General features: G+C 58.7%; 10 protein-coding genes and 1 tRNA gene. 7 read left to right on the forward strand and 4 right to left on the reverse strand.

The features are described 5' to 3' along the window. Positions 1-74: 74 nt before the first annotated feature. Positions 75-2,270 carry an OmcA/MtrC family decaheme c-type cytochrome gene (locus tag G505_RS0108405; protein ID WP_211219951.1) on the reverse strand — a complete coding sequence of 732 codons (2,196 nt, stop codon included), beginning with the start codon at positions 2,268-2,270 and terminating at the stop codon, positions 75-77. 403 nt (positions 2,271-2,673) lie between these two features. Between G505_RS0108405 and G505_RS0108410 the strand changes: the two genes are divergently transcribed. The 7 genes from G505_RS0108410 to G505_RS21025 all read left to right on the forward strand — a co-directional run bounded on the left by G505_RS0108410 (position 2,674) and on the right by G505_RS21025 (position 10,642). Further along, a complete protein-coding gene (locus tag G505_RS0108410) occupies positions 2,674-3,888 on the forward strand; it encodes a LysR family transcriptional regulator (protein WP_051216002.1) in 1,215 nt (404 codons plus the stop codon). Positions 3,889-4,152: 264 nt separating this feature from the next. After that, entirely contained in the window at positions 4,153-4,866 is a 714-nt protein-coding gene (locus G505_RS0108415; RefSeq protein WP_028109160.1) for a response regulator transcription factor, read from the forward strand. Positions 4,867-4,869: 3 nt separating this feature from the next. Further along, positions 4,870-5,544 carry a response regulator transcription factor gene (locus tag G505_RS0108420; RefSeq protein ID WP_028109161.1) on the forward strand — a complete coding sequence of 225 codons (675 nt, stop codon included), beginning with the start codon at positions 4,870-4,872 and terminating at the stop codon, positions 5,542-5,544. Beyond that, on the forward strand, positions 5,534-6,745 hold the full coding sequence (locus tag G505_RS0108425) for a sensor histidine kinase (protein WP_028109162.1): 1,212 nt from the start codon (positions 5,534-5,536) through the stop codon (positions 6,743-6,745). Before G505_RS0108420 ends, G505_RS0108425 begins: the two co-directional genes overlap by 11 nt. Before the next feature lie 297 nt (positions 6,746-7,042). Next, positions 7,043-7,789: an outer membrane protein OmpK gene (locus tag G505_RS0108430; RefSeq protein ID WP_028109163.1), complete on the forward strand. Its 747-nt coding sequence runs from the start codon at positions 7,043-7,045 to the stop codon at positions 7,787-7,789. A 16-nt stretch (positions 7,790-7,805) separates the two neighbouring features. Next, positions 7,806-9,557 carry a flavocytochrome c gene (locus G505_RS0108435; protein ID WP_028109164.1) on the forward strand — a complete coding sequence of 584 codons (1,752 nt, stop codon included), beginning with the start codon at positions 7,806-7,808 and terminating at the stop codon, positions 9,555-9,557. 59 nt (positions 9,558-9,616) lie between these two features. Then, entirely contained in the window at positions 9,617-10,642 is a 1,026-nt protein-coding gene (locus tag G505_RS21025; RefSeq protein WP_051216003.1) for an FAD:protein FMN transferase, read from the forward strand. A 52-nt stretch (positions 10,643-10,694) separates the two neighbouring features. Here G505_RS21025 and G505_RS0108445 read toward each other — a convergent pair. The 3 genes from G505_RS0108445 to G505_RS0108455 all read right to left on the reverse strand — a co-directional run bounded on the left by G505_RS0108445 (position 10,695) and on the right by G505_RS0108455 (position 14,427). After that, positions 10,695-10,769: transfer RNA gene (locus G505_RS0108445), tRNA-Gly, on the reverse strand. Positions 10,770-10,896: 127 nt separating this feature from the next. Then, on the reverse strand, positions 10,897-13,056 hold the full coding sequence (locus G505_RS0108450) for a S46 family peptidase (protein ID WP_028109165.1): 2,160 nt from the start codon (positions 13,054-13,056) through the stop codon (positions 10,897-10,899). A gap of 195 nt (positions 13,057-13,251) precedes the next feature. Further along, complete coding sequence (locus tag G505_RS0108455) at positions 13,252-14,427, reverse strand: amino acid permease (protein ID WP_028109166.1); 1,176 nt, start codon at positions 14,425-14,427, stop codon at positions 13,252-13,254. Positions 14,428-14,744: the final 317 nt, after the last annotated feature.

Genomic DNA, 14,744 nt, shown 5'->3' on the forward strand with positions numbered 1-14,744 from the left:
TGGGACGGCCTTTTTTGTGGCGCAAAAAAAGCGCCCTTTCGGGCGCTTTGAGTCACTGAAAGTAATGATGATACTTAGAGCTTATGGCCATGGTGGGCCATCACCTTGTCAGGGGTGTGGCACACGGCACAGGCTTCCTGAGCCGCCTGGGCCTGGGCCTTGTCGTCACCGAAGTAACCACCGTTGCTGATCATGTGAGACATGGCCGCATCGGACAGATACTTCTGGTGGCAACTCATGCAGGCACCCACGTCGGGAGAGGCGTACCAGGTCTGGGCCACATCCTTCTCCTTGACTGTGCTGGGCACCGTCAGGGCGCTGCCGGCATTGCGCCCCAATTCAAAGCCGTAATCGAAGCCTCCCCATCCCTGCTCCGCAGAGTGACAGGTCATGCAATCGGTCTTGAGCAGGGTGCCACTGCCACCGTGACCATTGTCATGCCCCTCGGCCTTGTGGGCCTTGTACATGAAACTGGAAGACTTCAGGTAGCCGGTAGGCTGATGGTCCACCTCAACGTCGACCAGTTTCTTGTCATTGGTGTGGCAGGCGATGCAGTTGGCACCATTGGAGTCGTGATAAAACTCCTTGGAGTGGCAACCCAGGCAGTTGGCCTCATCGATGATGGCACGGCGCTGAGGCACCTGGGCTTCACTGTCCCCCAGAATGGTGCGCAGCGGCGCACTCTGAACATAGGCCGGGTAGGCCCCCTCGCTGCTGCAATCGGTACGAACCGAACTGTTTGCCTCGAAACACACCTTCACCAGAGGCAGAACCTCCAGGGTTCTTTGGGCGATATCTGCAGGCAGGTCTAGGGTGTAGGTGGTTCCCCGCTTGACCTTCTCGGTGGTCAGATGGAAGGTGCCATCGGCGTAGGTGGTGGAACCGTCACCCTTGAGGCTGAAACGGCGATGCTCATAGGTGGTGCCCTCACTAAAGCCCTCACCCGCCAGGGTCACCAGCTGCGCCGGGTAGTCCTTCTCCACATCCCAGCTCACCACAATGTAGGGATTGGAGTACCCCTGCTGGTAGACCTCATCGATGGTGACCAGGCCGCCCTCTGCATCGGTGACCTGAATGTCCATCTCCAGCAGGTTGTCTGCATTGACCAGGATGTTCGACACCGTCACCGAATAGCCTGCCGCAGCGTCATAGGGAGCGCCATGCTTGCGGTGGTCTACGCCGCTGTGGCAATCGGTGCAGGCCAGCTGTGGATTCTTGGCCGAGTTGTGCTGTGCCGGGCTGTCGGTATGACAACCGATGCAGGCGTTGGCGTTGGCATCCTTCAGCCACAGGTCGGCATCGGCCAGGGACTCGTCCCCGGTGTGACAGACGGTGCAATCCATGAAGGGTTTGGTGGGAAACGCCGGGTAATCGAAGGCATGGGGGCCGTGATAGCCGGACACCGTATAGGGCATGGGCACCACGTTGCCCTGGTCATCCTTGCCCTGACGATTCGGCCCCATGTGGATGGCGTGAATCATGTGGCCCAGCTCCACTGAGACCCCTTCAGGATCGGACACCAGTCCATTGTGGCAGGACTGACAATTCTCCAGATCCAGGCGCCGTCCACCATGGGCCTTCAGGCTGTCGGGCTGGTGACAGGTATAACAGGTTTCCATCAGCAGCAGTTCCCGGGTCTCCACCCCCTCCTGAGCGCCACTGGCAGGAATCCAGTCATAATGGGCATTCTCAGCCAGCTCATGACCGGAGTCATACTCGAACTGCATCTCAATGGCCAACCTCTGGGTCAACGCCGGATCGAAAGCGATGCCCGCAGGATCCTGCCACTGCAACAGGTTGGTGTGGAATCGGTAGCTGTAACTGCCATCTCGGTTGTCCTGAAGGCAATCAGGGCAGTCGTTCAGTTTCTCAAACCCCTGCTCAAAGGTGGTGCCGGCATCGTTGGTGGTCTCATTGAGCAGCGACTGCCACTGTTTGACGTTGCCCTCTGCCGCCAGCTGCGCCACCGAAAAACGGAAGTCATGGAAAGGGTTACTGCCATCCAGCCCATACAGGCCAATGCCCTGGGCATTGGTCAGCTCAAACTCCAGGGTAATAATACCCTCTGCGTAAGTTGCCCCTTTTATCTCGGCGATGGCTTCCTGAGCCATGTCGATATGCAGGCCGACGCTGCCCGGCGCACCAGGGTCGCCCGGCTGTCCCGGTTGCCCTGGCTGTCCATCCTTGCCATCGTCGCCATCCCCGCAACCGCCCATCATCAGGGCCGACGCAATCAACAGCGCCAAGGGCGCCTTAAGTGTTTTCATCATTATCATCTCCGTAAAACCATCATCACTGTGGTCGCAGCCATGGTAGGTATCTGAGCCACTGCGGGAGTTGATGGCCGTCACCCCTGAACAGAGATCGCCAAAAAGATGAATGCGCGCGCCAATCCTAGCAAATCAACACCATCACACCAGTGAGGCAACCCTTCGCCAGCGTAATCCTCGGGGAATTGCGTCCAGCACAGAACATTCACAAAATTCAACGATGCGAATTACCCAATGTCGACTTTTGCAATTCTCAATTTTGTCCGTTGAACCACCCCTGGCGTGGACAGGATCACGAAACTCAACTGAGGCCCTGACAGAGACTGACTTTCAATCAGAAGGCGATCGCCAACTTCGACAGAGCTGGGTAGATTAACCTGAGTCTTTCTCAGGGATCGGAACCGTGAACAAGCTGCAACACTGCACCCTCTTCCAGTTGAACCTTTTCGTGGAGGTGTTTGAGCGCCTTAACGCCAAGGAGGTGGCCACCTCCTTAACAACCACTCCGGCGGCCATCAGTCGTGGACTGAACGCACTGAGAGACAGCCTGGACGACCCTCTCTTCATCCGGCGTCAACCGGGTTTCGAGCGCAGCCAGGTGGCCGAGCAACTCTACCCTGTATTCAAGCGAATGCAGCAGCTCTGGCAACAGCATGCCTGCTTCCCCAGTCTGGCAGGCAGCATGTCCAAACTCAGCCTCGCCAGCCTGGATCTCTTCTGCCAACTTTACAATGGCAGAGGCATCGCCCAACTGGCGGAACAGTTGGAGATGACGACATCCAAACTCAACCGCAAGCTCAAGAGTCTGAGGTTGGCCCTGAAAGACCCTCTGTTCAGCCGGCAGCAGGGGGGAATGCAGCCCACGGAGACCGCCCACGATCTCTACCCTTTGATGCGCCAGTTGGTCATGCTGGCAGAGGAAGCCTGCGGAACCGGAGAAGCCCTGCAGGATGGCAGTAGCGCAAGCCTGACCATCATCACCGTCCCCCAACTGGCCATGTCACTGCCCCTGGCATTGCATCAGGCTGCCGAACGACATCAGACCCGGCTGACTCTCAAGATGGAGTATTGGAACAAGGAGAGTGTAAATCGGCTGAGCGGCAATGAGGCCGATGCGGTGATCGCCTTTGAACCAGCCGTGCGGGATGGGATATTCAGCAAAAAGGTGATTCAGATAAGGGCCGGCTATCTGGTGGCCAGAGACGACCACCCAGTTTGGGAGAAACCCTGCCCAGAGCAGCTGATCAGATACCCCCTGGTGAAACTGGCCTCCCTGCCCTTCCCCGACAACCAGTCTCCCCTGGCCTGCTACGCCCGCTCCAGGGGGAAACTCCAGAGTGAACTGGCGACGGTGCCCGACCTGGGCTGCGCCGCCCACCTGCTGCTGAACAGTGAAGGAGTGATCATTGTCGGCATCCGTTCTGCCGTTGACTATCTGCAGCAGTTCAAGGGGCTCAGATTTCAGAAGATGGGTTACCAGCAGGACAAGCAGGTACTGGATCATTTCAGTCCTCCCAGCACTTACCTCTGGCTGAAACAGGATACCCAAGGACGCCTGGCAACCCCGCCCTGGCTGCAGCGCTGCCTGGAAAACTACATACTGGAAGCGCATCAATAACAAGGCCGCCCCAACAGGGCGGCCTTGTTCAGTGCCCTTGCGCGAGGTTCAAGGACCCCACCATCGTAGCGCAGCCAACATCAAATTCTCGTCAAAAAACCTAACTTTCTCCACCGAGTTTTCGCTTTTGCCGAGATGTTATCGGTTCCGGTTGACACCACTTTTCCAGCGAGCGCCGAGGCCGTAGAGTCTGTGAGTGATCACAGTGAAAGGGGGAAGATCATGCGCGCCATCCACTCTCCTGCCCCTCGGCAGGAGCACCCGATGCCACCCAGCCTGGAGCAGCTTCGGCAACATCTTAGAGAGATGATTCTGCCCCTGGGCTTCTCCGGCTTCTGGTATCAGGGGATCCCCCATCATGCCCACCAGAGTTATGTCACACCCTGTCGAAGCCAGCTGTTTACCCCGGCAGCCCTGCGCCGCCCGGTGGCCACCTTGGCCTCCTCCAGTCAGGTGCAGAGCCTGCAACACCTCTACCTGGCCCGGGCCGCACGTCATGATCCCAACTTCGAACCCAGCCTGGATCTCTCCGCCCCCTATCGCTACTGTCTGGACCCCACCGTCGCCCCGCAGACAGCCCGACTCTTCCGTAACCATGGTGTCAGCTCGGTACTGAGCTGGCCCCTGCCAAGTTTTGGGCTGAGCACCTGGAGCGGCCGCTTTATCCTGCTCGGTGCTGGGACCGTGGGCCCGGCCGCATCGGATGAGCTGGAGCAGATCCTCAGGCAGGGGCAGGCTCTGCTGCTGGACAGTCACCGGGCGCGGTTCAACCCCTACAGACAAAGCCGGCTATTTAACCCAACGGCCATCGAAGTGCTGAAAATGGCAGCACAGGGCTTGTCCAATCACGAAATTGCCGAGCGGCTCCACATTACGGCCCGGGGAGTGGAATATCATATGGAGTCGTTGAGAAATAAGCTTGGGGCGGCCAATCGAGCCAACCTGATTCATATTGCCCACCAATTCGAGTTGTTCTGAAATATGTTGGTACTCCTGGTCGAAGACAATCACCTTTTAGCAAAGAACATCCTCCATTACCTGGAGCTTCGGGATATCGAATGTGATTACGCAGACACCCTCGAGCGGGCTGAGCAACGTCTGTCTCAGCACCACTTCGATGCCATCATTCTGGATCTGAACCTGCCGGACGGCGATGGCGTCACCGCCTGCCGACGCTGGCAACAACAGTGCATCAATACACCAGTGATCATGCTTACCGCCCGGGGTGGCCTCAACGACAGGCTCGACGGCTTCGATGCCGGTGCGGATGACTACCTGGTCAAGCCCTTCGCCATGGAGGAGTTGGTGGCCAGGCTGAAGGTGATCTCGCAGAGACGCCCGCCCCCCAAGACTCTGAAGCTGGGCGATCTGGAGATCGACTTTGCCGGCCACTGCGCCCATCGCCAGGGCCAGCCATTGACCCTCTCCAAAACCGGATGGCAAATCCTCGCTCTGCTGGCCAGACGCAGCCCGGAGATCGTCGAGCGTGAAGAGATAGAGCGCACCTTGTGGCCAGACAGCCCCCCGGACAGCGACAGCCTCCGCAGTCACCTCCACCTGCTGCGTCGGGTGGTAGACAAGCCCTTCGACGCCAAACTGCTGCACACCGTCAGAGGTGTCGGGCTCAGCCTGAGGAGCATCAACGATGGCGCGTAAACTCAGTCTCAAGCGCACCTACCAGCTCTACGGCATCGGGTTTCTGGTACTGACCCTGGCTCTCAACAGCATCATTCCCCTTTGCATGATGTGCACCGGCATGTTTTCCATGCATGAGATCACCATGACCAACGCTGGACAGTCCGCTGTGCAGTGGTTTCAGCTGACTGACCAGCCCTATGAAACCAAGAACCTCAAGGTCTATCGTCGCTGGTCAGAGGTTCCGGATCTGGCGAAGGAACTGAATGAGTACACACTGCCGAAACCGGAACAGGGTGTACTCCATCATCACGATGACGGTGCCTATATCGACGCCCTGATGAACTATCAGGGCGATGACGGTCAGAACTACTTCATCTGGCTGAGGTACGACGCCACCCACGATCTGGTGTTCGCGCCCAAGAACATGACCGCCATACTGCTGCTGATCACCATGACCTTTTTTGTGGTTGCCAGTCTGGCTTTCTACATGCAGAACCAGGTGATCACTCCGGTGCATCAAATAAGCCGAGCCATCAAGCAGCACGACTGGCAGAATATGAAGCCCTTCAGCTTTCCCAAGCAGTGCTATGCCGAGCTGCAATCCATCGTGGACGCCCTGGATAACTCTCTGAAAAAACTTCAGGACGCACAACAAAGAGAGCTCAACTTTCTCCGCTTTGCCAGCCACGAACTGCGCACACCCATCGCCATCTGCCAATCCTCCTTTGAGATCCTCAACCTTCAGCAGGGGCAACTCAGCGGCCCCACCCTGCACGCCAGCCAGGCCACGGCTCAGATGAAATCGATCACCGAAACCCTGCTCTGGCTTACCAACAAGGAGTGCAGTCCCCTGGATGAGGAGGCCGTCGACCTTGGGCAACTGCTGGAAGAGGTGGTTGCCAGCCAACGTCAGGCTCAGGGGTATCAGGCCCTGATTGAGGTAGAAAGGGATGACACTCAGCGACAGCTTCTGAAAGAGCCTCTGGCCATCATGCTCAACAACCTGGTCCGCAACGCCATGGAGCACGGTGGCCAGGGCATCGTTATCTGTCAGCGGGGGGAACTGATAGAGATCACCAACCCCACCAGTCAAGACAATCACAGCGGATTTGGCCTGGGGCTGATGCTGGTCAAGAGACTGGCCAAACAACTGGGGTGGCACTTCGAAACGTCGAGAGAGCAGGGGCGCTTCTGCGCCAGGCTGCGGATAGAGTCTTGACCACAAAGATGGCGGCCTATCGGGCCGCCATCTTTGTCTTCGTGAAAACACTGTTGAAGTTATTGAGAGTTTTGACACCTATTTGACATTGAGATTATTTTCGCGGGAAAACACCTCAAAAACACCACCGGTTTTGTTAATTCGCCCACAGCATACCGGTGAATTCTATAAACCTTTTTCCATTACTTCCTAAACCCACAGAGTTATATTCCACTTAAAAATCAGCGCGAACCAACTCACATTAATCCCCGAACCAATGGTTATTCTGTCCCGGTCAATTATAAGGGGACACTCATTATGAAACTCAAACTCCTGACCGCGGCCATCGCCCTGGTCGCCACTCCGGTCCTATCCGCGACCTCTCTGGATATCGGCTACAAGGCTTACACCTCCGACACCAAGGATGACAACCGCGGCGCTTATGACCAGCCGTTTTTCAAACTGAGTCATTTTAACAAGGCCGACTGGGGCACCCTGTTTGCCTATGTGAAACTGGAAAATCCCGGTGAGGTCAAAGATGCCCAGCACGGCGCCGATGGCAAGCTGACGGTCAAATCCCTGACCATTGTCGACAAACAGATTGGCGACTCCGCCTACAACTGGTGGCTGCAGAACTTCCTGGTCTCCAACCGCACCGTCATGGAGGACAACCTCTACCTGGGCTTCACCACCAACCGCAAATATGGCCAGCTGTTTATCAACGCCGGCCTGGGGATCAACTACTCCGCTGCCTCCTTCAGCCCCACCAGCGCCAGCTTCGATGGGTTGTCCGGCGGGGCCGCGGTGATCAATGCCCGCTATCCGCTTCAGTTCCTTGGGCTCAAGCACTCCCTCAGCCTCAACTACGAGGGTCAATTCGGCCGGGACGACGAGCACAAGGCCACCCTGGGCTACGACAGCTACGGCCATCAGATCATCACCACCCTGAAAACCAGCCTGGGCGAGGGCATCTACACCAAGCTGCACCTGACCCAATTCGACAGCTGGGGCGCCACGCCCAACGATGGCATCGAGTACGGCCTGGCCATTGGCTTCAGTTTCTGATCGAGAGGACTCCTGAATGACTAAGAAATCCCTTATCTGCGGCGCCATCCTGGCGTTGATGGCGGGCTGCAGTGCCCAGACCGAACAACCCAACATCACCAGCCAGGGCAAGGCCTTTGGCAAGCATGGTGAAATTCAGGTTCAGACCGAAACCCAGGGCGGTCAGCTGGTGGATATCCAGGTACTGAAGCAAAACGAAAACAAGGTCCTGGCCGGTGCGGTGTTCACCGAGATGAAGGACGCCATGCTCCAGGCCAACAGCACTGAAGTAGACGGCATCAGTGGCGCTACCATCACCTCTGGCGCCTTCAAGGAGGCGGTCAACAACTCCCTGGATGCCGCCGGCGTGACCCTGATCGCCGGTGCCGCCAAGGCAGGCAAGAAAGAGAAGGCTCTGGACGCAGAACAGAACTTCGACGTAGTGGTAATTGGTTCCGGCGGCGCCGGTTTCAGCGCCGCCATCACCGCCAAGAACGCCGGTGCCAAGGTGGTGATCATCGAGAAGATGCCCACCGTTGGCGGCAACTCCCTGATCACCGGTGGTCAGATGAACGTGCCCGGCAACTGGGTACAGAAAACCATGGGCATCGAAGACAACATCGAGCTGTACATCAAGGACACCCTCAAGGGGGGTGACTACAAGGGCAACCCTGAACTGGTGCGCGTCCTGGCGGAGAACGCCCTGCCCGCGGCCGAGTGGCTGCGTGACTACATCAAGGTCGACTTCTACAAAGACGAGCTGTTCCAGTTTGGCGGCCACAGCGTCAAGCGCGCGCTGATTCCCAAGAACCACACCGGTGCCGAGTGGATCAGCAAGTTCATGGCCAAGGCCGACGAGCTGCAGATCCCAATCCACACCCGCACCAAGGCCGTTGCCCTGATCAAGGACCAGAACGGCAAGGTGATTGGCGTGGAAGCCGAGCACAAGGGTGAGAAAGTAGTCTACAACGCCAGCAAGGGCGTGATCCTGGCCACCGGCGGCTTCGGCGCCAACGTGGAGATGCGCACCAAGTTTGTCCCCGAACTGGACAACCGCTACGGCACCACCAACGCCCGCGGCATCACCGGCGACGGCATTGTGATGGCGGAGAAGCTTAAAGCCAAGACCGCCAACATGAGCTACATCCAGACCTACCCCATCTGCCACGTAGACACCGGCGTGATCTCCCTGATTGCCGACTCCCGCTTCTTCGGTGCCATCCTGGTGAACAAAGAAGGCAACCGCTTCGTGGAGGAGCTGGAGCGTCGTGACGTGATCAGCCGTGCCATCCTGGCTCAGACCAACCAGCAGGCTTATGTGCTCTGGGGCCAGGAGATCGAGAAGTACGCCCACACCGTGGACGTGCACAAGGAGGAGTTCGAAGAGCTGCACCGCAAGGGCTTCATGTACAAAGCCGACAGCATCGAAGAGCTGGCGGACAAGTTTGGCATCGACCAACAGGCGCTGATGGCCCAGGTCGCCCAGGTCAACCAGTTCGCCAAGGCGGGCAAGGATGAGCAGTTCAACCATCGCGGTGGCCTCAAGACCCTGCTCAAGCCCCCCTTCTACATGCTGGTGGCCAAGCCCTCGGTGCACCACACCATGGGTGGCCTGGCAACCGACACTCACACCCGGGTGATTGGCGAGAACGGCAAGATCATCCCTGGCCTGTTTGCCGCCGGTGAGGTGACCGGTCTGACCCACGGCACCAACCGCCTTGGCGGCAACGCCATTACCGATGTGACCGTATTCGGCCGCATCGCAGGTAAGGAAGCTGCCAACCTCTAAGGGGAAGGATTCCGCCCCTTTTTGCCGGCCCTTGCGGCCGGCTTTTTTCTGGAGGCCCCATGAACCGCCCCTCTAACACCCTACTCGCCCCCCTTTGGCTGATGCTGCTTCTGCTGAGTCTGAGCGCATCCGCCAACAACTCCTTGCGCCAGCTCCATGGCACAACCATGGGCACCAGCTACAGCATCCGCTGGCAACAGCAAAACCCGGAGCAAAATCCGGCCCAGGTACTACACCGGGTCGAGCAACAACTGGAGAGAATCAATAAGCACTTGTCTGTATTTCGTCAGGACTCTGAAGTTGTGGCCCTGAATCGCTCACCGTTAGGCCAGCCCATCAGCCTGTCGCAGGAGGCGGACAGGGTACTGAGCCTGGCTAAGCGCATACACAGGCAGACTGGGGGTGCCCTGGACATCACCCTGGGTCCCGTCATCGAGTTCTGGGGCTTTGGCGTTCAACCCAGAGATCTCAGCCATAAGAATCTTGGGCAGCTGGAGCTGGCCCGCAGCAGGACGGGAATGGATGGATTTGAGCTCAAGCGAGGGCGATTCACCAAGCTCATCCCAGGGCTGGAGCTCAACCCCTCAGCCGTGGCCAAAGGTTATGGGGTCGACCTGATCGCCGAAGCGATGAGTAATATGGGCATAAGCCACTTCCTGGTCGAGGTGGGCGGTGAGCTGCGCAGCCGGGGACACTCTCCGCAGGGGCGTCCCTGGCAGGTGGCGGTCACCCGCCCAGAAAAACTGAGCCTGGAGTTTCAGCAGCTGGTGCCACTCAAAGATCTGGCCATGGCCACCTCGGGCAACTACGTCAATGTGATTCAGGCACAGGGCCACAGCCTGGGACACATCATCGACCCACGCACGGGGTTCCCTGCCACCACAGGCCCGCTGTCGGTCACTGTGCTACACCCCAGCTGCGCCGTCGCCGACGGCTACGCCACCGCCATGATGGTGCTGTCCCCTGCACAAGCGCTTGCTTTGGCCACACAGCTGAACCTGGCGGTGATGTTGGTGGAGCGCGGCCCAACAGGCCCACTCAGCCGCTTCAGTCCGGCCCTTCGAAAGCTCCTGGATGAAAGTTGAATCGCAGAAACTAAAAAACCGGCTCAGTGAGCCGGTTTTTTAACGGGAATCTTGGAGCGGCTAGAGGGAATCGAACCCTCATCACGAGCTTGGGAAGCTCGGGTAATGGCCATTATACGATAGCCGCGTCAGACACTTAGCTTATGCAATTCCCTTATGGCTTGGCAAGGGGCAATCCACCCTTTGTCGCTTCTCTGACCAACACCATAAAAAAACGCCCCGCAGTGCGGGGCGTTTATCAAACAGAGGCGGTGTTACTCAACCACTTCCATCTCTTCCAGCAGGTTATCGGCACCGTCCAGGTACTTCATCACCCACAGCATGTAGCGGCTGTCCACATGAATGGAGCGGCTCAGGTCGTTGTTGTAGCTCCAGTCGGCGGTGATGGACTCATACACGCCGTCAAACAGCAGACCCACCAGCTCGCCACGACCGTTCATGGTTGGGGAGCCGGAGTTACCACCGGTGGAATCCAGGTTGGTCAGGAAGTTCACCGGAACGCTGCCCAGGGACTCCTGCTTGTAGGGGCCATAAACCTTGTCCTTGATCAGCTGAAGTTGCTTGTCAGAGGCGTGGAACGGCGCTTCGCCGGTTGCCTTGGCAGCCAGGCCTTCCAGGGTGGTGAAAGGTACGGCAACCAGGCCATCCTGCGGAGAGTAAGGCACCACGGTGCCGAAGGTCAGGCGCAGGCTGGAGTTGGCGTCGGCGTAGACCGGCAGACCCAGGCTCTCGTTGTAGGCGATGATGGCGTTCATGTAATCAGGGCGAACCTGCAGCAGGCGACCGGACAGATCCTTGGCTTGCTTCTCACGCTTCATCTTGGCGTCGTAGGTGGCCACGGCGTAGCGGATGAAGGGGTCGTTGCTGGCCTGGAACTCTTCAGGCGTCTTGTCCAGCCACGCCAGGCGGGTCTCCGCCTTGCCCAGATCGGTGGTGGCGTACATGGCGTCCAGCTTGCTCTTCAGCGCGTCGGCGTCGAACTTGCCGCTCAGGCCGAAGACACGGTCCAGATCTTCCAGGTGCTCGGACGCAGGCAGCTGGGCGTACTTGCCCAGTTGCAGGGCCAGGATCGCCTTGTCCACTTCGACGTCGTAGCGACGGTCTACGCGCTGCATGGCGGCCTTGATGCCATCCCAGTCACGCTCTTGGTAGCCAGGCTCACGCTCCAGATCCGGCTTCTGCTTCTCCTGGGACAGGCGGTACAGGCGAGCCGCGATGCTGGTCATCTGGTTGTAGCGCAGGTAGCCCAGGATGATGTCGCGATCCAGGTGGGCGTGGTCCTCTTCGATCAGCGCATTCAGTTGGTTGATCACGTCACCGTACTGCTTGGCACGCTTGCTGTCGCTGTTGATCCAGTCCAGCAGCGCCTTCTCCTCGCCCATCTTCTTGGCCAGGATACCGGTCTTGGCATAGCCCTCGATCATGGACTGGAAGTTCTTGGCATAGTTGGCCAGGCTGGCCAGGGTGCTCTCGTACTTGATGCGGGCATCGCTGCCTTCGGCAGAGGTGGTCTTGATCAGGTCGATGATCTCTTCACGAGCCACCTTGGACTTGGGGTAGATCGCTTCGAAGTAAGTCTGAACCTCTTCGGCGGTACGGTAACGGTTGGTGCGACCCGGGTAGCCGGCCACCATCACGAAGTCACCGTTTTCAACACCCTTGGCAGAAACCTTGAGGAAACGCTCGGGCTGGAAGGGCACGTTCTCTTCGCTGTAGTCCGCAGGACGGCCGTCTTTACCCACATAGGCGCGGAAGAAGGAGTAGTCGCCGGTGTGACGGGGCCACATCCAGTTGTCGATGTCGCCGCCGTACTTGCCCACGGACATGGAGGGGGTGTACACCAGGCGCACGTCGCGGATCTCCAGCTCCTTGATCAGGAAGTACTGGGCGCCGCGGTGGAAGTTATAGACGTCACAACGGTAGTCATCGCTCACTTCACACTCGGCAACCAGGGCCTTGGTGTTGTTTTCGATGGTGTTGTAGTACTCCTCACCATTGTTGGCGGACTGAGTGCCGGAGAGCACCTGGTCGGTAACGTCGACCATGGACTCGGTGGCCCAGATCTTGTAGCCAGGTACCGGCTCTTTCTCTTCGGAGCGGGTCTTGGCCAGGAAGCCGTTTTCCAGGATGTTGTCTTCCGGAGTGGAGTGGTACTGAATGGCGCCGTAACCACAGTGGTGGTTGGTCACAACCAGGCCGTCGGGAGAGACGAAAGAGGCGGTACAGCCACCGAAGTTGATGATGGCGTTCATGGGGAAGGCACCCAGATCCGCCATGGACTTGGCGTCGATCTCAAGACCCATCTTCGTCAGTTTGTCCTCCAGGGAGGGGATTTGATAGGGCTGCCACATGCCCTCGTCGGCAAGCGCCGTCAGCGGCAGTGCTACCACTGCCGCGGTTAACCAAGCTCTCATTGCTGTTTCCTTCTCAGATTCCGTCTCTTAATACACGGACGGATCATCCTTTAGGGTGGGTGGCGGCAGGTCCACCTGCCGCCAGAATAGTTCCGGGACACTCTATCACAAGCGATTGTGCGGAATAACCTCGCTGTAACATCATGAAGCAATTTGGCTGGAAATCAGGTTCATATTCCACCAGGTCGTTCAGGCTCACATCAGCTGGGCCAGCACAATGAGCGCCCCCAACAGCGTCGCCAACACCAGTGCCGGTGTGCCGCCCGCCACCCGGTAGGGCGCATCGAGTGTGCGGCGCAGCTTCAGTACCGCCGCCACCGGCAGGAACACGATCAATACCGCCAGCGGCACCGCCGCAAATCCGAGTACGGCGATAAAGCCCTCCGGCAGAGCCAGTGCCAACACCAGAGGCGGCACAAAGGTGATCAGCCAGGTGCCGACCCGGCCGCCTTGGCCCTGGCGCAGCTCGGCCAGGTACTCGAACAGGCTCAGGGTAACGCCGATGAAGGAGGTGACCAGGGCCAGGTCGGCGAACAGGGTCACCAGGGTGGCGATGCTGCTGGAACCGGTCAGGGTGGCGATGGCGTTCACCAGGTTGGCCAGGCTGTCCCCCTGGGCCAGACTCGCCAGTTGCTGCTGCCCCAGCGGGCCAAACACCGCCAGCAGCCACAGGGTATAGCACAGCAGCGGCAGGGCACTGCCCATCAGGAACACCCTGCGCAGAGAGCGCACGTCGCCCTCGAGATAATCCACCAGCGGCGGGATGCAGACGTGGAAGCCGAAGGAGGTGAAGATCAGCGGCAAGGCGGCCATCAGCAGACTGCCCTGTCCCTGATCGGAAAGCGCCGGGGCCAGGTTATGCAGCTCCACCCGGGGCAACAGCAGCACCACCAGAATCACCAGGGCCACCATCTTCAGACTGAACAGCCCCCGGGTCAGCAGATCCACGTAACGCACCCCAAAGGCCGCCACCAGTCCCAGGGTACAGGCGAAGATCAGGGTGGCACTGCTGCCACCCAGCTCCAGGGCCAACAGGCTTTTGGCCTTGAGGGCCACCAGCGAAGCGCCACCGGTGAGGTAGGCGGCAGTCAGGGCATAGAGCAGCGCCAGGAAACTGGCGGAGCACAACAGCTGACCGCCCCGGCCCAGACTCTCCCCCATCATCCGGTGAAAGTTGAGGCCACGACCGGTGGCCAGGTTGGCTTCGGTAAGCAGCAGGGCGGTATAGCCGGAGAGGCCCCAGATCAGCAGCATCAGCACAATGGCGGGCCAGAAGCCAATGTTGGCCACGGCGATGGGCAGTGCCAGCATGCCAGCGCCGATGCTGGTGCCGGCCACGATCAAGGTGGCGCCTACGAGTTTGGTGTTCAATGTAAAGTATCCCGGTGTTGTCAGTAAAAACGGTAGACAGTGGTCGGGAGATTGAACAGGAGGGGGAGCAGGAAGAGACACACCACCTTGCCAATTGAATCCCGACGACTGTCGGTTCAATTAGCCCCAATGGCATGGTCAGCAAACTAGTTAACTATTTCGCTCCACCTTGCCATTGAGGCTGGCAAAATCGAGCGATAAAAACGATGGAGTGCAGCATCATCTCTACCTGAAAATTAAATGGCTCGGCGTCGGGCCGAGCCATCAGACTATCAATGGCGACGCCGCCTCAACAAGAGACGGCGATCACAGTTTCT

It is taken from the genome of Ferrimonas futtsuensis DSM 18154 (genome assembly GCF_000422645.1).
Lineage (GTDB): Bacteria > Pseudomonadota > Gammaproteobacteria > Enterobacterales > Shewanellaceae > Ferrimonas > Ferrimonas futtsuensis.